Origin of the sequence: Paenibacillus sp. FSL M7-0896 (genome assembly GCF_037975415.1) — a bacterium.
Taxonomy (GTDB): Bacteria; Bacillota; Bacilli; order Paenibacillales; family Paenibacillaceae; genus Paenibacillus_AQ; species Paenibacillus_AQ silagei.
The window spans coordinates 2991707-3010176 of the sequence record NZ_CP150250.1 but is presented as its reverse complement, the minus strand read 5'-3'; the positions used below and the strand labels follow the sequence as shown (position 1 = coordinate 3010176).

The following is an 18470-nucleotide window of genomic DNA, read 5'->3' as shown; positions in this document are numbered from 1 at the left end:
AGCATACGTTGTGCTCCCAAGTAGGCACTCGGCCTGAATGTATGTGAAAAACAGCATACATTGCGTTCGCAAGCAGGCATATGGCTCGAATGTATGTGGAAAACAGTATACATTGTGCTGCGCGCGGGCGTATGGCCCAGAATGTATGTGGAAAACAGTATACATTGTGTTCGCAAGCGGGCGTATGGCCCGAATGTATGTGGAAAACAGTATACATTGCACTGGTGCGAAGGTAATCCTATTCATCCGTTAGGATGACTTAGTTCTGTAGATTACTTCACTTCTCGATAGGACACACCTAGAGCACCCAATTCCCCTTGCGGAACACCGGCTCGATCGTACCGTCGGCCAGTTCCCCGTCAATATCAAGCGCATCGGAGCCGACCATGAAATCGACATGCGTGAGGCTGACATTGGCACCTCTGGACAGCAGCTCTTCGCTTGTCATGGAGGTACCCCCTTCTATATTAACCGGATATGCGCTGCCCAGTGCGAAATGACAGGAGGCATTCTCGTCAATTCCGGTGTTATAGAATACTCTGTTCAGCCGGGAGATCGGCGAGTCATGCGGCACCAGCGCCACTTCTCCGAGGTATGAGGCTCCCTCATCCGTATCCAGCAAGGAAGTCAGGTGCTCGCGGCCGGATTCAGCGTCATAGGCGGTAACCTTGCCGTCCGTGAAGGTAACGGTGATTCCGTCGACGAGCCGCCCGTTCAGGTTCAGCGGAAGCGTACTCTTGACCGTGCCATTTACACCGGTGCGATGGGGCATCGTATAGATCTCTTCTGTAGGCATATTCGCTACAAAATAGACGCCGCGCGCATTCTCCCCGCCGCCGCCCCGCCATAAATGGCCTTCCGGCAGCTCGACACGCAGATCCGTGCCCGGAGCGCGGTAATGCAAGCTTTTGTAACGCTTGGCGTTCATACGGTCCTGGCTCTGCTTCAGCTCACCGATATGACTGCGCCATGAAGCCACCGGGTCTCCGCTGTTCACACGGTTCATCTGGAACACCGCTTCCCACATCGCATCGATCCGCTCTTCCTCCGGCAGATCTGCGAACACCTTGTTCGCCCAGGCACGTGTCGGCGCCTTGATCAGCGACCAGCTGATTCTGCTGTTGCGGGTGTAGGCCTGGTACTTCTTGCGCGCAACCGCAGCCGCCTTAACGGCAGTGGAGACCTTGGCCGAATCGATCCCGCGGAATAATTCCGGGTCCGGCACCTTTATATGTAATATAGCCCCGCCTTCTTCAGCGAATCCCTCCAGCATATCGGCATGCCACTGCGGATAATACCCGAACGATTCCTCAGGAGCCTTCTCGTAACGGATGCGTGTGACCGCTTCATCGTCCCAGTCTACAAGCACGTATTTCGCTCCGGCGTCATAGGCCTTGCCTACAATCAGCCGGGTAAGCTCCGCAGTCTCCAGGGGGGCATGTACCATCAGCACTTGTCCCGGCTGCACATTCACACCGACCTTCACTACCAGTTCTGCGTATTTCTCCAGCATCTGCTCAAAATCCTTCATTTCTTCTCTTCCTCCATATCTTCTCTGTCTCTGTACAATTATAGCGGAAGACCGGGAAGATGGCACGTACTCTAAGTTCTATGTACAACCGGAAGCTGAGCATGATGTAACGCTTAAGCTTCCGGCAACGCTGCTCTACTGCTTATCCACCTGCAACAGCTGAATGGTCTTCACATCGTACGTATGGGCAATTTTCTCCTCTGCGATCACTTTCAGCTTCGTCAGGCTGGCAACCTTGGCCGGATCTGCCCGGGAGAGCAGCCGCCACAGTTCGGGGTCGGACAGGGTCTGATAGAGCTTGTCGTCATCATATTCCTTGCGGTTTTGAGTGACCAGCTTGACCTTGTAGCTGCCGAACACTGCCTCAGTCTGCCCCGCTTCATTGATATGGACAAGAATCTCCTGCCGGAGTCCGGCCAGCTCCTTTTCCAGCTCCTTCTGCTTCGCCTTGAGCTTGTAATACTGTTGAACCTTCTTTTCCATATAGTCCTCACGCTCCTCTCCTAACATGTCTATGCAGGAAAGAACGGTTAGAATGATTAATTCTGTTGAGACGGTTTAGGTTTAATTCTATAATGAAGTCGTTGTGACAAAATACTGACAGCAGGTGAACCCATGTTCCAGACTTATCTATTTCCGATTTCCTATGCATTCATGGCTTTTCCGGTTGCGGCGCTGTTCTTCACCTTGCCGCTGCTGATCGTGCAATACCGCCGGCACGGCTATATCAATAAAATCCGGGCCTTGGTGCTGTATTTGCTACTGCTGTACCTGCTTAACGCATTCTTCCTGGTCCTGCTTCCCTTGCCTGATTCCAGGCATAATGCAGCCCCCGCCGGGAGCATGCTCCAGTTCGTGCCGCTGCAGTTCATCCAGGATATTCTGCACAATACGCCAATTACGCGCAGCGACCCTTCCAGCTACCTTAATGTGCTAACCGGAGCGGATTTTCTGCTGGCGGCCTTCAATGTACTGCTGACCGTACCCTTCGGTATGTTCCTGGGCTACTACTTCCGCACGCGCTGGGTGGTCTGCATTATTCTGTCCTTTGCGCTGTCGCTGTTGTTCGAAATTACGCAAATTACAGGCATTTACGGGTTCTTCGACCACCCCTACCGGATCTTCGATGTCGATGACATGATCACGAATACGCTGGGCGGCATGATCGGATTCAAGCTCTCCCTATGGATCTCCGGCCTGCTGCCGAGGATTGAGAAGCTTGACAGCCAAGAGGACCTTTCCGCCAAAAGAGTGACCTACACCCGCCGCGCCCTTGCTTTCCTGCTGGATTCCATCCTGCTGCTCGCGGTGACCATTCTCCTCAATCTGCTCTCGCTGAGTATTTCGTTGTGGGCAGTTAGTATGGTCTATTTCCTGAGCATTCCTCTGCTCACAGGCGGGCGCACCTTCGGCAAATGGGTCGTGCGTATCCGGCTTAGGAGTGAAGACGGCGGCCCGGCCAGACCCTGGGAGGTATGGGCACGATATGGATTACTCTATGGCGTCTTAGGCGGAATGAATTCCCTGATGCCTGACTCCTCCTTCTTCGTCTCTATCGGCACAGCGCTGGCTGCTCTTGTGAAAATAGTCATCCTCTTGGCAGATTTGGCCTTCTTCATCCATTTGGTGCTGCGACTGATTAAGCGTGACCGTCCGCTCCTCTACGAGGAGCTTAGCAGAACCCGCAATATAATCAGCTGGCCGAAGCGGCATCAGGCAGCGGCAAGCGAGACCGTGGACAACACTACAAACAATGAATAGAGGTACAACACTTATGAATAATAACGATTTCACCCGTATATCCACTGATCTAGACAGGCTAGATTGGTTAATAGAAGCAGACATCACCAGCATTCAGGAGCAAATGGCACAAGGTAACCTAACCTCCGAAGTGCTGGTAGGCTGGTATTTGGAAAGAATCAACCGGTTGGACGGTCTGCTCCGCTCCGTACTGGAGGTGAATCCAGAGGCTCTTGCGATTGCCGCGAGGCTCGACCAGGAACGAAGGGATCAGGGCATCCGGGGACCGCTGCACGGTATTCCGGTCTTGGTCAAAGATAACATCGGCACAGCAGATCAGCTGCACACCAGTGCAGGAGCCTTGGCGCTTGCCGATTGCATAGCAGCAGAAGACGCTGAGCTTATCACACGGCTAAGGGCAGCCGGGGCAGTGATTCTGGGCAAAGCCAATATGACCGAATGGGCCAATTTCATGTCGCCTACCATGTGGGCCGGATACAGTGCACGCGGCGGGCTGGTACTTAATCCCTACGGTCCCGGGGAGCTGTTCATTGGCGGCTCCAGCTCGGGAAGTGCGGCAGCTGTTGCCGCTAACCTTGTCACCGTGGCCGTAGGAACGGAAACCTCCGGCTCCATCATCAGCCCGGCGGCTCACAACTCCCTTGTCGGCCTGAAGCCTACTTGGGGACTGGTCAGCAATAAGGGAATTATACCGGGAATCGGCAGCCAGGACAGCGCCGGTCCCATGGCCAGAACCGTCAAAGACGCCGCACTCCTGCTGCATGTGATGGCCGGGAACGACGGCTCTTCCTCCTCTGCTGCCCTGGATTATTCGGCAGGGCTGGAAGTAGATGCACTAACAGCCAAGCGGATCGGAATTCCGCGCTTCTATTATAGTGATCTGGATACTGAAGCGCTGGACATGATGGAATCTGCCATAGCGGTCCTGCGGGAGCTGGGGGCAGAGATTATCGACCCTGTGGAGCTGCCCAATCAGAATCAGAATGCTGAATGGAACCCTACGATTCTACAATATGAGTTCAAGCACGGCTTGAACCGCTATCTGGGAAGCCTGCCGGAGTCGGCTCCTGTGCATTCTCTGCAGCAGCTGCTTGATTTCAACCAGCAGCATAGCGGACAGGCGCTGAAATACGGCCAAGGAAAACTGGAATGGCTGAATTCCTCCGGGGATGACATTACTGAGCAACAATATCTGGAGCAGCTGCAGTCTTCCCGTTCATTAGCCGGTAAGCAGGGAATTGATTATGCCCTGGAGCATTACAGTCTGGATGTGATCCTCTTCCCCGGAGATCATGGATGTGAACTAGCAGCAAGAGCAGGTTATCCGCTGATTACAGTTCCGGCCGGCTACACCGACTCAGGTATTGTTACGCCGGGCAGCTATCTTACCAAGGGACCGCAGGGCATCACCTTCTGTGCCTCAGCCCATAGTGAAGCTATGCTGCTAGGGATTGCGTATAGTTACGAACAGGCCACGAAGCACAGGCGACCGCCGGTGCTCGAGCCAGGTAGCGCGTCAGAATAACCTGGTTAGCCTCCGCTCAGCCGCTGACACAACCACAAGAGGCGGTATCCCGAACTCCGGGATACCGCCTCTTTTTATATCATAGATATACACTCTGTCTATGCTCCCGCCGTATCCGCCAGATGGAGGACCACCGGGCAATGATCGCTGCCTAGGACATTACATTCAATTCCGGCGTCCAGCAGACGCGGGGTCAAGCGCTCTGAAGCGAGAAAATAATCGATCCGCCAGCCCACATTCTTCTCTCTGACCTTAGGCATGTAGGACCACCAGCTGTAGGCACCCTCCAGCTCAGGATAGAACCATCTGAAGGTATCCACGAAGCCGGCTGCGAGCAGCGTGGTCATTTTGCCGCGTTCTTCGTCGGTGAAGCCTGAATTCCCCCGGTTCGATCTCGCATTCTTCAGGTCAATCTCCTGATGCGCCACATTCAGATCCCCGCACACGACAACCGGCTTATGCTCATCCAGCTTCAGCAAGTAGGCGCGGAACCGGTCCTCCCACTCCATCCGGTAATCCAGCCTCGACAGATCGCGCTTGGCATTCGGCGTATACACATTCACCAGATAGAAATCAGGGAATTCCAGGGTGATAATCCGCCCCTCATCCTCCGTCTCCTGCTCCAGTCCATATCGTACGGATAGCGGCTTGATTCTAGTGAATACAGCCGTACCCGAATATCCTTTTTTGAGCGCATAATTCCAGTACCCGGCATATTCTTCCCCGTGGTCCAGAACAATCTGTCCCTTCTGGAGCTTCGTCTCCTGCACACAGAAGATATCTGCGTCAACCTCCCGGAAATACTCGCTAAACCCTTTATTCACACAAGCTCTCAGACCGTTCACATTCCAGGATACCAGCTTCATCGTTGTCATTTCCCCTTACCTGTCACTAGATTACATCCAGTGTACCATAGATCCGGGTTGTCTATTTGTCTATGAATCTGCCGGCATCCTATTGAAATGTGTGAATCTCCCATGGCATACGTTACAGCAATCATAGTTTTGCCGAATATACTATCCTATCACAAGGAAAAGGAGGACATTACAATGGCTATCCTATTACCGCAACAATTCTTCAATCTGCCGGCTTCCGTAGGTAAATCTTACTATGAAAATCTGGCAGGTGGCATCAACGCAGCTGTGACGGTAAACAACAATTCCGGGTTCCCCGTGGATCTCGTTATTTACCGCGTCAACGCTCCAGTGGTCACTTATCTGATCCCTGCATTTAACAGTCTCACTCTATCTGTTCATGCACTGCTTGTCGCTGGACTTCTCAGCACAGCTGCCGGTGCAGTCTTCGGCACCATCGAAGTGGCAACCTCTGATTTCTAATCTAATGTAAGAGTATCCCCTCATGCTCTGTTGACTATTTTTGGACTTCTCGCTATTCCGGGGAGTCCATCTTTTTGTCGTTTCAGGACAAATACGATCCATTCCGCTTATTTGATTGAATCTCTCAATTCAGAAATATATTTTACAATCTTTAGATTAATCTCTCATTTATATAAAATTTATGATATAGTTGATGAGAAAATGATAAAATATACCAGAAAAGAGGCTATTATGAAAAAGATTTTTCTGCTTTTATTTGCGGTGCTCATGATCCAGCTCCCTATTGCTTCTGCAACATTTGCATTTGGAGAACGTCTCACGGTTCGCGAAAGATTTATTGGGAATGCGAGCCCGCTAGTATCAAACAACATGAAATATATCCTGAACTTTATGCCTTCAGGAGATATACAGTTATGGAATAATCACAAACGCACCATGATATGGCACACCAATACCAGCGACTTTAGAATATCCCAGCTCGTCATTGATCAATATAATGGCAGACTTAAGTTAATGGATTGGAATAATACTCCATTTTGGACGTCAGACAATAATGCATGGGCTACAGCGTGGTACGGACAAGGGAATGTACCAGTCAACCTCGTGGGTGACCTGCTAATCGTTCAAGATGACGGAAATTTAGTTCTTTACAACACACAGAACGTGGGTTTAGGCTGGTATCCTGTCTGGGCTTCAAATACAGCCGGTCAATAAGTATCATCAAGTCCTCCTAGTAACATGAACGCAAACTTTTCAGCCCTTTCCCTTCCCAGCAGGAAGTGTAAAGGGCATTATTTACGTTCCGGGACATTTCCCATGCGCCTCGCTGCGGGTTGGCCCCGGCTGTTAGGCGACTGGAGATGTTTTGTGCGCCGTTTGGGCGGATGGTATGTGCTTTTACAAGGCAGTCTCTGATTCAGGCATAGGTCCGATATAAGTAGATTGTGGCCGGAAAATCCGGTTATGGGCTGACTGCTCCAGCAAATGGGCCGTCCAGCCGACAATTCTTCCCGCTGTGAATGTAGGCGTGAAGATCTCAGGCGCCAGCTCCAGCGCCTTCAGAATAGCCGCAGCATAGAACTCGACATTGGTGAACAGGCGGCGGCCCGGCTTATATTCCTCCAGAAGCGCTATCGCTGTAGCCTCCACATGAAGCGCAAGATCAAAGGAAGCATCCTTGCCGACCATCGTAAGGGTCGCAATCTGCAGGGCTTCCGCCCGCGGGTCCTTGGTCTTGTAGATCCGGTGCCCGAAGCCCATCAGCTTCTCCCCGGCCTCAAGCTTCTCTCTCAGCCAAGGCTCCGCGCGTTCCTTCGTCCCGATCTCCTCCAGCATCGATATCACTTCATACGGCGCGCCGCCATGCAGCGGACCCTTCATGGCCCCGATCGATCCGGCTACGGCCGCGCACATATCCGATTCCGTGGACAGCACCACCCGCCCGGCGAAGGTAGAGGCATTCATGCCATGCTCCATGCACAGGATCATATAGGCGCTAAGCGCCTTTACATGAGCCTCTTCAGGCAGCTTGCCTGTGAGCAGATACAGATAATTCGCGGCATGGCCAAGCTCAGGAAGCGATTTCAGCGGCGGCAAGCCCTGAAGGCTGCGGTACCGGTAAGCTATGATCGCCGGTAGCATTGCCGTCAGCCGCACGGCTTGCTTCAGTGTGGGCGGCCAGGTAGCGTTCTCCTCATCCCCAAGCGCAGCCACTGCACTTTGTAATACCAGCATCAGCGGTACAGACGCCGGATACAGATCAAGCATCTTGCAGAGATAATCAGGAATCGTTCTCTCCGCTGCCATTTGAGCCTTTAGCTGCGCCAGTTCCTCCGCATCAGGCAGATGTCCGTTCCAGAGCAAATAAGCAACTTCCTCATAGCTTTTGCTCACCGCAAGCTCCTTGGCCCAATATCCGCGGTACACCAGGTACCCTTTCTCCCCATCTACCAATCCGATTGCTGTCTCTCCGGCAACTACGCCTTCTAATCCCGTTACTTTAGCCATTATATCTTTACCCCTTTTCCACTCCCGCAGGAAGAAATTCATCATATTAGGAGTATAAACTGCTAAATCCATATTGCATATTTATAGTTTTTTATGAATCAATAAGAAAATTCTATCACCTGTATTACTTAGGTTCCATAAGCTGCTTCAGCTTGGCTTCTGTACCAGAGTCACCGGCTGGCGTGTAGATGCTACAGCGCAGATCCGCTGCACCTTGTACTTGTAGGGAGGTTAGATGGAACAGCATTTTGCCGGCTTTGGCATGCCGGAATTCCAGTACAACATCCGGCGCGGAGCTGACCCGGCTCTCTTCCCATAAATGATTGAATTCAGGATGCCGCTCCTTCATCTCCGCAATGAATTCATCGTACCAGCGGTCCTCCAGGTATTGCCCGTAGTAGGCGCGGAAGATCGATAGGTATCCCCGGACGAACTGCTCCCAATTCACCGCCAGCCGCCTGAACTCCTTGCGCTCGAACAGCAGTGAGATCATATTGCGCTGCTGCGGAGCCAGCTTGGCGAAATCAAGAAACACATGCGCCGCTGCCTCATTCCAGCCGACAATGCCGCAGTGCCGGTCCGAGATGATTGTCGGGCAGGTCTTCAGCTCCTGCAATATCTTCTGCAGGGACGGATGAATCACCGAAGGCTCCTCTTGGGTATAGTCTGCGACTGCCGGTCCGTTCTCCAGCGCCAGAGCGAACAAGTAACTCCGCTCATCCTTCGTCAGCTGTAATGCTGCGGCAATACAATCAAGAACAGATGGAGATACTTTAATATCCCGCCCCTGCTCCAGCCAGGTATACCAGGTGCTGCTTACTCCCGAGAGCTGCGCCACTTCCTCGCGCCGGAGCCCGGGCGTCCGCCTGCGGGTGCCCTCCGGGAGGCCCGCCGCTGCCGGGGTAATGGCCGCGCGTCTTGCTTTCAGGAATTCTGATAATGCTTGAAGCCTGTTCTGATTGGACATCATACTTCCTCCTGCCTTACAGTTCGCCTGTCTGTTAGTGTAGTAGTAATTATACTAGTATAAACTACAACTTGTAATAGGATAAGCAACATGAAAAAATAAGCTTATTCAGATTAACAGGAGGAATAGAAGATGGAACGTGTCGTGATTACAGGAATGGGTGTCATCTCCCCGCTTGGCAATACCGTGGACCAGTTCTGGAGCCGCCTTACGGCAGGAGAATCGGGGATTACGCCGATTGATTCTTTTGATACCACTCACTTCAAAACCAAGATTGCTGGCTCGGTACAGGCCTTCGACCCGGATGCCAGATTCGGCCGCAAGGAGGCCCGGCGGATGGACCGGTTCAGCCAGTTCGCGCTTGCTGCCGCAGAGGAAGCCTGGACGCATTCCGGTCTCCGGCTGGAGGAGCTGGACCGGGAACGGCTGGGCGTCTATGTAGGCTCCGGCGTAGGCGGTATCCAGACATTGATGGATCAGGGCGAGCTGCTGCGTTCCCGGGGACCGGAGCGGGTAAGCCCTACCCTGATCCCGATGCTGATCTCCAATATGGCGGCAGCCATGATCAGCATCAAGCTGGGGGCGCAGGGGCCTACACTCTCGCCGGTGACAGCCTGTTCCATCGGGAATACGGCCATTGGCGAAGCCTTCCGCCTGATCCGTTATGGCGGGGCCGATGTAATCATCGCCGGAGGGGCGGAAGCGGCGGTGACCGAGATTGCCCTGGCCAGCTTCGGGAATGCGACTGCTTTGTCTACCCGGAACGGGGAGCCGCAGGGGGTCAGCCGGCCTTTTGACCGGAACAGGGACGGATTTGTCATTGCGGAGGGCGGAGCTATTGTGATCCTCGAATCCCTTTCCCATGCCCTGCGCAGAGATGCCGTCATCTATGGCGAGGTTACCGGATATGGCGCCAGCTCGGACGCTTATCATATGGTAGCCACCCATCCTGAGGGGATAGGAGCCTATCAGGCAATGAAGCTGGCACTCAGCGAGGCCGGAATTACTCCTGGGGAAGTAGATGTCATCAGCGCGCACGCGACCAGCACAATCGTCGGAGACCGTTCGGAGACCCTGGCGATCAAGAAGCTGTTCGGAGAGCAGGCCTACCGGATTCCCGTCACGGCGAACAAATCGATGACCGGACATGCCCTCGGCGCAGCCGGCGGTCTGGAAGCTATTGCCCTGCTCAAAAGCCTGCAAGAAGGGCTCATCCCGCCGACGATTAATCTGGAGCAGCCGGATGAGTACTGCGACCTGGATTATGTCCCTAACGTAGCCCGCCAAGCGGAGCTGAAGATCGGGATCTCCAATTCCTTTGGCTTCGGCGGCCACAATGCTGTAATCGTTCTGCGCAAGTATGAAGCATAATCGCAGCTAATTCCTATGTACAGCAAACAGCGGATCTCCCATTCCAAGGGAGGTCCGCTGTTTGTAATGGTTAAAGCCAGGATGCCGGCTGTAACTTGACTGTTCATGGGATCAGGTTACTTTTTCTCCGGTGACACATGGCTGCCCCAGACTGCAACGCCTTCCGCGGAAAGTGCCGTGAAGGTCATTACCTCGCTTGAGGCCGCTTCATTCCACTCCCGCAGGAACACCCCGCTGTACTCCGAACCCTCTATCGTCAGCTTCGCCATATGATCCTTGCTCAAGGACCATGTACCTGTTACTGCCCCGCTTATCGTACCGTCTGAGTTCAGCTCTACCAACTGCGACTCCGCCAGCTCAGCCGTAATCTCCTTGCCGTGGTTCACCAGCATGTAAGCACCCGTCACATCCTTGTCAGTGTACTTGCCTATCTTCTCGCCTCCGTAACGGTGTGGTGCGACAACAGGCCAGCCTGCTTCATTCATGAACATCTGATGAACCCGAACCTCATGCTGCTCCCCAAGACCCGGGAACCGGGTATGGAAGATCAGATAATACTGCCCGCTTGTCTCGTCGTAGTACGCCGAATTATGTCCAGGGGAGACATAGCCTGTACCTGATCCGGCGGCTTCTTCAGCTGTATTCACAAATTCATAATTCCCCATCAGCTTCACGCCGTAAGGTGCGTAGGCCGGATCATCGAACAGCACTCCCGGCGTCCCCTGCGCATCCAGCATAGCCTTACCTTCCGAGTCCTCGAACGGGCCAGCCGGATGCTTGGAACGCGCTACACGGATATTATAGCCGCCATTCGCATCAAGCCCTCCGTAGGAGAGGAACAGATAGTAATAATCGGTCTCCGGGCTGTATAGCATATACGGCCCTTCAATCCGCGCATGATTCCCTCCGAGCAGCTTCTTGCCGTAGCCCTGGCCCTCCAGCGGGAAGCCCGTAGCCGGGTCCAGCTCCAGGATGAAGATCCCGCCCGAGTAGGAGCCGTAGACCATCCACAGCTTGCCGTCTTTATCAAAAAACACATCAGGGTCCACCACATTCGGCTTCTCCGTGGCATCGTACACCTCTCCATCATCCCCGATGCTGGACATTCCCGACTTCAGAATAATGCCTTTATTCTTGTAAGGACCTTCAATCTCATCGGCTACGGCAATACCTAGCGCCGACAGCGGGGAATCCCCCTTGCAGGCATCGTAATACATGTAGAACTTGCCGTCTGCCAACTGAATGACATCCGGTGCCCACAGCGTATCCGACTGGGCCCAGCTAAGCGTCTCGCTAAGCTCCTCCGTTACATTCGGTATCAGCACATTATCGTCCGTCACGCCGGAAGAAATCTGCGTCCACGACATCAGATCCTTGGATTTGGCCGAGGCCAGATGCGAACCGAACACGTAATACGTATCCTCCACCTTAATCACAGAGGGATCGTGTACAGATACATTCCCGAACTCCGGCGGCCCCTCCGGATTCCCTCCACTGCATGCTGACAGTAGGGATAAGGATATCAACGCCGTTAAGGATCTTTTTCTCATCTCATCATAACCTCCCTATGTATACCCTTACATTTTGCTGGGCAAATGAGATTAAGTCAATACTTTTATTTATATTAGTTAGTTTTGTTTTAGGTTTATATGAAATATAATTCCCCATATAACAAAAAAACGCCAGGCCGATTATGGCCTGACGCTGATCTAATCAAACTTAGTATTCGCTGCTGTTGCCGACAAGTACCGGCTCTGGATAGGCATTGCTCAACACGCGGCGCTGCTTCTTCACGACATCCGGCGGCTCCACCGCTGGTGCCATCGGATGCATCAGCCAAGACTTCACAAGATGGGAGTCCGATACCTTGTACATTGGCGGTTCCTTCTCCATGTCAATCGCCATTGCATACGTGCTGCGCAGGGCGAAAGCATCCCCCTTAGGCGGCTTGATCAAGTCGGGTGGTGTGCCCGGGATCGCTGTAAGCATCGAGCCTTTGCTCTCCAGACTTGGCATGGAAGCCAACAGTCCCCAAGTGTACGGATGTCTTGGATCATAGAAGATCTCTTCTGCAGTACCCATTTCAACGATCTGTCCGGCATACATTACAGCTACACGGTCAGCCATTCTTGCCACAACCCCAAGGTCATGGGTGATGAAAATGATCGCTGTATCAATCTTCTTTTGCAGGTCCTTCATCAGATCAAGGATCTGTGCCTGAATCGTTACGTCAAGCGCGGTTGTCGGCTCATCGGCAATCAGGAGCTTAGGGTTAGCCGCCAATGCCATAGCGATTACAACACGTTGGCGCATCCCGCCGCTGAATTCATGCGGGTACTGCTGGAAACGGCGTTCCGGTGACGGAATACCTACCAGATTAAGCAATTCAACGCCACGTTTGTAGGCAGCTTCCTTTGTGATATTCTCATGCTTGAACAGCACTTCCGTAATCTGCCGGCCAACCTTCATCATCGGGTTGAGTGAAGTCATCGGATCTTGGAAGATCATTCCGATTTCTTTGCCGCGGATTTTTTGCATCTGCTTCTCACTCTTGCCGATCAGATCTTGTCCATCGAACAGAATCTGTCCACGCTTATATTCGCCCGCAGGCTGAGGAACCAGCTTCATGACGGCTTGCGAGGTTACGCTCTTACCGGAACCGGATTCGCCAACAATCGCCAGTGTCTCCCCTTTATTTACATGAAAGCTGACACCACGGATTGCTTGAACTTCTCCTCCGCGTGTTCTGAATGATATAGCCAGGTCTTTTACCTCTAAAAGGCGCTCCATCCTGTCACCCTCTCTGTTTCTTTTCAAGTTATGATAGTGATTCCAAAAAACACGCAATACTATTATTTTATCTACCTTTAGGGGCTTACGTCAAGATTTTTCTGAAAACGTCACCGTCAAAAATCATCATTCTTCGCTATGCTTATGCCTTGTCCGCTTCTTCATCAATCCCCATACAAGCGGCGGTGTTAGAATCAACATGAGCAGCAGCGACCACCCTATGTCAGCTTCACTGACAACACCCTCATGAAGGAGACGGTAAAAAGCATACAAGGAATACGGAAATATCACAAGCAGTGCTGTCACAACACCTGGGGTATACAGCTTCAGAACCATACTTTGTGCCAAATGTGTGAAGACATGCAGCAGCAGCGCAGCGAGGACAGCTAAGTAGAGCCAGTAGAACTCTAAAAATACCGCAACAAAGGTTACCCCTACTATCAGAATATACACGAAGAGCACATCCATGGCAAAATTCCTCGTAGTCATGCCCATCATAGGTGCCATACGCTTCCGCAATGAGGGGGAAAGCGATGCGGTAACAGCCGGTCCATGTTTGTTCCCCCAAGACTCCACTGTAAGAATCTCTTCAAAATCATGAAACATAAAGACTACAGGCAGCAGCCACAGCAAGCTTATTACGTCCATATGTATTTGAAGCCAGTTCAACATCATAACATCCGTCCCTTTGCCGTGAAAGTTGTCATCCGGTATGTTCTCTGCTGTCACTGTCCTGCTTGCGGGGATAACACTCGATAAAGTAAATTATATCCTAGGACCACCCAGGAAAGCGAGGTAACACTAAAATGATCATAAAACCAAGAACCCGCGGGTTCATCTGCACGACTGCCCATCCGGCAGGCTGTGCGCAGCAGGTACAGGAGCAAGTGACCTATGTACTGAATCAAAAAAGGTTTACAGGTCCCCGCAATGTGCTCGTTATCGGCGCTTCAACCGGTTACGGGCTTGCTGCCCGAATTGCAGCAGCCTTCGGTGCTGGAGCAGCCACTGTAGGTGTCTATAGGCCGAGTACAGCCAGCGAGACCCGGACCGCCTCCGCAGGCTGGTATAATTCCGCAGCGTTTGAGGAGATGGCCCACACGGCGGGCCTGCGCTCTTATAGCGTGTGCGGGGACGCTTTTACCGCTGAGACAAAAGAACGGACCATCAAGTTGATCCGCAGTGAGCTTGGACAGGTTGATCTGGTCATCTACAGTGTAGCCTCGGCGCGCAGAACAGACCCGCAGACCGGAGAAGTTCATCAATCTGTGTTGAAGCCGATCGGCAGCCCTTATACCAATACAACCGTTAATTTCCATACCGGAGAACTAAGCACCGTACAGATTGAACCGGCCACCGAAGCTGAAATCGATGCTACTGTTCATGTGATGGGCGGAGAAGACTGGCAGCTATGGATTAAAGCGCTCCGGGATTCCGGGGTTTTGGCAGCAGATGCGGTCACTCTCGCCTTTTCCTATGTAGGTCCAGAGCTTACACAGGCTGTCTACCGCGACGGGACCATCGGCCGGGCTAAAGACCATCTGGAAGCTACAGCCTTACAGCTGAATGCAGAATTATCACGAACTGGCGGCCGCGCCTATGTGGCAGTCAGTAAGGGTCTGGTGACCCAATCCAGCTCGGCGATTCCTGTAGTCCCGCTATACATTTCAGTACTCTATAAGGTCATGAAGGAACAGGGAGTGCACGAAGGCTGTATTGAGCAAGCCTACCGGCTGTATACCGGTTTCCTGTACAACCCGGAAGGGACTCCGGTAGATGCGCAAGGGCGTATCCGGATAGATGACCATGAGATGAGCCACGCTGTGCAGACCGAAGTGGACCGGATCTGGCCCATGCTGAGCACGGAGAACGTCTACGAATATTCCGATCTGGCCGGTTACAGACGCGAGTTCTTCCAGCTGTTCGGTTTCGAATCCGGCGGCGTTGACTATGAAGCTGACATCAGCCCGGTTGTTGCCATCCGGAACAGCAGCTACTGATTGCTGACTGACATTCATCTGGTCTGTTGTACACAATCTCAAGAGGCCGGAATCTCAGAAGAGATCCGGCCTCTTGTGTATCCTATAGTACCAGAGCCGAGAACCGCTTCCAGGACTCAGCGAGATTGTCATGCGCCCAGTTCACATGATTCTCATCCTTGTACTGGCGCGAATAACATTCTATAAGCATGATAAGGTCCAGATACAGGTCATATAGCTGCTTACGCAGCCCTTCATTCCGGCTGGCAAAAGCCGACCCATACCCTTCATAGAACGCTGCCGAGCTCTCGAAATGCCGGAAATAATACTCCAGCAGCACATCGCCCCACATCGCCCGCTCCCAGTCAATGATGGATACGATTACCCCATCCCTTACAAAGATGTTGCCGTTCCACAGATCCCAGTGCACCAGGCGCGGCTGCGTCACTTCATCCAGAGCAGGCAGATACAGCTCCAGCACCTGTTCTATTTCCTGCTGATCTGCGGGCAATCGTGCACCCAGTCTGACCGCATCCTGAAGCAGGTTCAGCAGCATAGACCGGAAGGTCTCCCTCCAGGTGAGCCCGCTCCCGTCAGACTCTTTGCCGAACAGCCCGAAGGCTGGCCCTTCAATCGCATTGATTCTCCGCTGATACTGACCCAGCTCGTATTCAATGGAATACCGCTGTTCCTCAGTGAGACTCTCCTTCACCTCGTTATACGGCTGCCCTTCAATCTTCTCCATGAAAAAATACGGACACGGAACCAGCTGCAGACTGTCGTCATAGCTGTACACTTCCGGCACAGGCACACCGCCAGCAGCACGTACCAGCCGGAGAGCCTCCACCTCAGCACGCATGATATCCTTCTCGTAGCTAAGAGTCTCTGTCTCCGGGTCCGGAGCCACCTTAAGAATGACGGAGCGGCCGTCGCTAAGCTCCAGGTCATAAGCCGTATTGAAGAATCCGGCAGTCAACTCCCTGCTGCTGGCGATCTGCACATCTGTCCCAAAGGCTGCGGCAGTCAAGAGACTAAGCTGCCAGTCGTTCAATTGGACTTTAGTGAAGCTCTCCACCGGTTAGACCCACCACATCTCAGACAGCGGCTCTTCGATCAGCACCTGCTTGAGATTGTCAACCGCTTTGGAGAAGCCCTCTTCAATGGACATCAGGCCGTCTTCATGCTCAATGCTGACTACAAAGTCGTAGCCTACCAGACGCAGTGCGCTCATCATATCTGCCCAGACCTTGACATCGTGTCCGTAGCCTACGGAACGGAACTGCCAGGCGCGGTCCAGCATATTCGTATAGGACTGCATGTCCGTCAGGCCATGCTTGTTGACGTTCACCGGATCAATAACGGTATCCTTCGCATGGAAGTGATGGATCGCACCCTCACGGCCGAGAATATGAATGGCCTGTACCGGATCAATTCCCTGCCACCACATATGGCTCGGGTCAAGGTTCGCCCCTATGGCATCCCCGGCAGCTTCTCTTAATCTCAGCAGGGTAGCCGGAGTGTGTACCGAGAAGCCTCCGTGCAGCTCAAGACCAATCTTCACATCATGTGCAGTGGCGAAGGCCGCCTGCTCTGTCCAATAAGGAATGACCTTGTTCTCCCACTGCCAGGCCAGAATCTCCTGGTAATCATTCGGCCATGGGGCAACCGGCCAGTTCGGATATTTCGCGCCTTCATGATCGCCCGGACAGCCGGAGAAGGTATTCACAACCTTGACGCCCAGCTTCTGTGCAAGCTTCACGGTGTCTACAAACACTTCGTGATCCTTGTCTGCCAGCTCCTTCTGCGGGTGCAGCGGGTTGCCGTGGCAGCTTAGCGCGCTGATGATCAAGCCACGGGATTCAATCGCGTGCTTGAATTCCTGAAGGGCCGCTTCATTCTCCAGCAGCTCTTTGGGATTGCAGTGGCTGTTTCCAGGGTACCCTCCGGTACCGATCTCAACGGCTTTCAGTCCTTTGGAGACCACATAATCCAGTGCATCCTCCAGCTTGCGGCCGCCGAACAACACCATAAATACTCCAAGTTTCATTTGCAGATTCCACCTCTCCTAAGGTTGTATTGAAGCCTGCTTAAGCTCCGTAGATATCGAAATTCTTAACCGTCTCGTTACGCTCTGCTGCTTCAAAGATCGCCTCAATCAGTCTTAGCACACGAAGCACCTCAGCATTCTTGACAATCGGCTCCGCCGTGCCTTCGATGACAGCGGCCAGATTATCATAGAAGCTGGAGGTCATCTCTAATGCCGCAGGCAGATCTTCAAGGACGGTCGAGCCTTCAGAAGGCGGGGCCATCGTCTTGGTCAAGCCTACACCTGCGCGGATCGGTGTCGGTTCAATCTTTTCCGATTCGTGGTTGGGGGCTACAATTCTGCCTCTCAGCGACCAGTCTTCAATAATAGCGGTTCCCCCGGTGCCCTTCACATACCATCTTGGCATCGTGATGAAATTGGTTGTCCCTACCTCGACGATGGCTCTGATGCCGTTCTCGAACCGCAGCACCGCATCGAATCCGTCATCCACGTTATTGCCGAGGATAAAGCTCAGACTGCTGCTGACACTGCTCACCTTGCTGTCAATCATGAACAACAGCTGATCCAGCAGATGCACGCCCCAGTCCAGCAGCATCCCGCCGCCTTGCTCCTTCACATGACGCCAGTCGCCGGGAATTCCGTTGGCACCATGCACCCGGGATTCAATCTGAAAGAGTGATCCAATCGTCCCCCGCTCATACATCTCCCTGATTACGCGGAAATCCTCATCCCAGCGTCTGTTCTGGTGCACCATCAGCACCCGTCCGGCCGCCTCCGCAGCAGCCTGCATCTCGATGAATTCAGCCGAGGACATGGCAACCGGCTTCTCACAGACTACATGCTTGCCGATCTGAAAAGCCTGAAGGGCAATGTCCTTGTGTACATCATTCGGTGTAGCGATCAGAACGATGTCCACAGCCGGATCTGCCAGCAACTCTTCATAACTGGAATACGCGGTGTAGCCTGCTTCCTCAGCCAGGGCGCGCCGCTCTGCCAGCAAATCGAAGGCACCGGTCACTACCACCCGGTCACTCTCTTTGATTAGTTGGGTATGGTAGCTTCCCATTCCGCCGTAACCAACGATGGCTACAGTATGTTTGATTGAACTCATGGATTCCACTCCTGTTTGTCTAATAGTCGCGTGACCCGGAGAAG

The 18470-nt window shown here is 53.0% G+C and carries 17 protein-coding genes; 6 read left to right on the top strand and 11 right to left on the bottom strand.

Going from position 1 to position 18470, the window contains the following annotated elements; all coding sequences use genetic code 11:
- Window positions 1–298: 298 nt before the first annotated feature.
- Together MKY12_RS12685 and MKY12_RS12680 are read right to left on the bottom strand one after the other, a co-directional pair.
- The gene (locus tag MKY12_RS12685) at window positions 299–1531 is read right to left on the bottom strand and encodes an aminopeptidase (RefSeq protein WP_339313984.1); all 1233 of its coding nucleotides are present in this window, start codon (window positions 1529–1531) and stop codon (window positions 299–301) included.
- Window positions 1532–1666: 135 nt separating this feature from the next.
- A complete protein-coding gene (locus tag MKY12_RS12680) occupies window positions 1667–2014 on the bottom strand; it encodes a hypothetical protein (RefSeq protein ID WP_339313983.1) in 348 nt (115 codons plus the stop codon).
- A 132-nt stretch (window positions 2015–2146) separates the two neighbouring features.
- Between MKY12_RS12680 and MKY12_RS12675 the strand changes: the two genes are divergently transcribed.
- Window positions 2147–3292, top strand: a complete 1146-nt coding sequence (locus MKY12_RS12675) for a VanZ family protein (RefSeq protein WP_339313982.1) — start codon at window positions 2147–2149, stop codon at window positions 3290–3292.
- 13 nt (window positions 3293–3305) lie between these two features.
- Window positions 3306–4817: an amidase family protein gene (locus MKY12_RS12670; protein WP_339313981.1), complete on the top strand. Its 1512-nt coding sequence runs from the start codon at window positions 3306–3308 to the stop codon at window positions 4815–4817.
- Between the two features lie 98 nt (window positions 4818–4915).
- Here MKY12_RS12670 and MKY12_RS12665 read toward each other — a convergent pair whose 3' ends face one another.
- A complete protein-coding gene (locus tag MKY12_RS12665; RefSeq protein ID WP_339314857.1) occupies window positions 4916–5683 on the bottom strand; it encodes an exodeoxyribonuclease III in 768 nt (255 codons plus the stop codon).
- A gap of 183 nt (window positions 5684–5866) precedes the next feature.
- On the opposite strand from MKY12_RS12665, the gene MKY12_RS12660 reads away from it, so the two are divergent.
- Together MKY12_RS12660 and MKY12_RS12655 are read left to right on the top strand one after the other, a co-directional pair.
- Window positions 5867–6154 carry a hypothetical protein gene (locus tag MKY12_RS12660; protein WP_036694360.1) on the top strand — a complete coding sequence of 96 codons (288 nt, stop codon included), beginning with the start codon at window positions 5867–5869 and terminating at the stop codon, window positions 6152–6154.
- Window positions 6155–6385: 231 nt separating this feature from the next.
- Entirely contained in the window at window positions 6386–6868 is a 483-nt protein-coding gene (locus MKY12_RS12655; RefSeq protein WP_339256221.1) for a hypothetical protein, read from the top strand.
- Between the two features lie 183 nt (window positions 6869–7051).
- On the opposite strand, the gene MKY12_RS12650 is transcribed toward MKY12_RS12655, so the two are convergent.
- Window positions 7052–8161 carry a citrate synthase/methylcitrate synthase gene (locus MKY12_RS12650; RefSeq protein ID WP_339313980.1) on the bottom strand — a complete coding sequence of 370 codons (1110 nt, stop codon included), beginning with the start codon at window positions 8159–8161 and terminating at the stop codon, window positions 7052–7054.
- A gap of 124 nt (window positions 8162–8285) precedes the next feature.
- The gene (locus MKY12_RS12645) at window positions 8286–9128 is read right to left on the bottom strand and encodes a helix-turn-helix transcriptional regulator (RefSeq protein ID WP_339313978.1); all 843 of its coding nucleotides are present in this window, start codon (window positions 9126–9128) and stop codon (window positions 8286–8288) included.
- 132 nt (window positions 9129–9260) lie between these two features.
- On the opposite strand from MKY12_RS12645, the gene fabF reads away from it, so the two are divergent.
- Window positions 9261–10499 carry a beta-ketoacyl-ACP synthase II gene (gene fabF / locus MKY12_RS12640; RefSeq protein ID WP_339313976.1) on the top strand — a complete coding sequence of 413 codons (1239 nt, stop codon included), beginning with the start codon at window positions 9261–9263 and terminating at the stop codon, window positions 10497–10499.
- A gap of 116 nt (window positions 10500–10615) precedes the next feature.
- Here the strand turns inward: fabF and MKY12_RS12635 are convergent, their stop codons facing one another.
- The 3 genes from MKY12_RS12635 to MKY12_RS12625 all read right to left on the bottom strand — a co-directional run bounded on the left by MKY12_RS12635 (window position 10616) and on the right by MKY12_RS12625 (window position 13937).
- Window positions 10616–12049 carry a glycoside hydrolase family 43 protein gene (locus tag MKY12_RS12635; protein WP_339313975.1) on the bottom strand — a complete coding sequence of 478 codons (1434 nt, stop codon included), beginning with the start codon at window positions 12047–12049 and terminating at the stop codon, window positions 10616–10618.
- Between the two features lie 169 nt (window positions 12050–12218).
- The gene (locus MKY12_RS12630; RefSeq protein ID WP_036729120.1) at window positions 12219–13289 is read right to left on the bottom strand and encodes an ABC transporter ATP-binding protein; all 1071 of its coding nucleotides are present in this window, start codon (window positions 13287–13289) and stop codon (window positions 12219–12221) included.
- A gap of 126 nt (window positions 13290–13415) precedes the next feature.
- A complete protein-coding gene (locus MKY12_RS12625; RefSeq protein WP_209873302.1) occupies window positions 13416–13937 on the bottom strand; it encodes an HXXEE domain-containing protein in 522 nt (173 codons plus the stop codon).
- A gap of 158 nt (window positions 13938–14095) precedes the next feature.
- On the opposite strand from MKY12_RS12625, the gene fabV reads away from it, so the two are divergent.
- Window positions 14096–15289 (top strand): enoyl-ACP reductase FabV, encoded by a 1194-nt coding sequence (gene fabV, locus MKY12_RS12620; protein ID WP_339313974.1) that lies wholly within the window; start codon window positions 14096–14098, stop codon window positions 15287–15289.
- 82 nt (window positions 15290–15371) lie between these two features.
- On the opposite strand, the gene MKY12_RS12615 is transcribed toward fabV, so the two are convergent.
- The 3 genes from MKY12_RS12615 to MKY12_RS12605 are packed head-to-tail and all read right to left on the bottom strand — an operon-like array spanning window position 15372 to window position 18426.
- Window positions 15372–16343 (bottom strand): aminoglycoside phosphotransferase family protein, encoded by a 972-nt coding sequence (locus tag MKY12_RS12615; protein ID WP_339313973.1) that lies wholly within the window; start codon window positions 16341–16343, stop codon window positions 15372–15374.
- Window positions 16344–16346: 3 nt separating this feature from the next.
- Window positions 16347–17315 carry a sugar phosphate isomerase/epimerase gene (locus MKY12_RS12610; RefSeq protein WP_036729128.1) on the bottom strand — a complete coding sequence of 323 codons (969 nt, stop codon included), beginning with the start codon at window positions 17313–17315 and terminating at the stop codon, window positions 16347–16349.
- A gap of 40 nt (window positions 17316–17355) precedes the next feature.
- Window positions 17356–18426 carry a Gfo/Idh/MocA family oxidoreductase gene (locus MKY12_RS12605; protein ID WP_339313972.1) on the bottom strand — a complete coding sequence of 357 codons (1071 nt, stop codon included), beginning with the start codon at window positions 18424–18426 and terminating at the stop codon, window positions 17356–17358.
- Window positions 18427–18470: the final 44 nt, after the last annotated feature.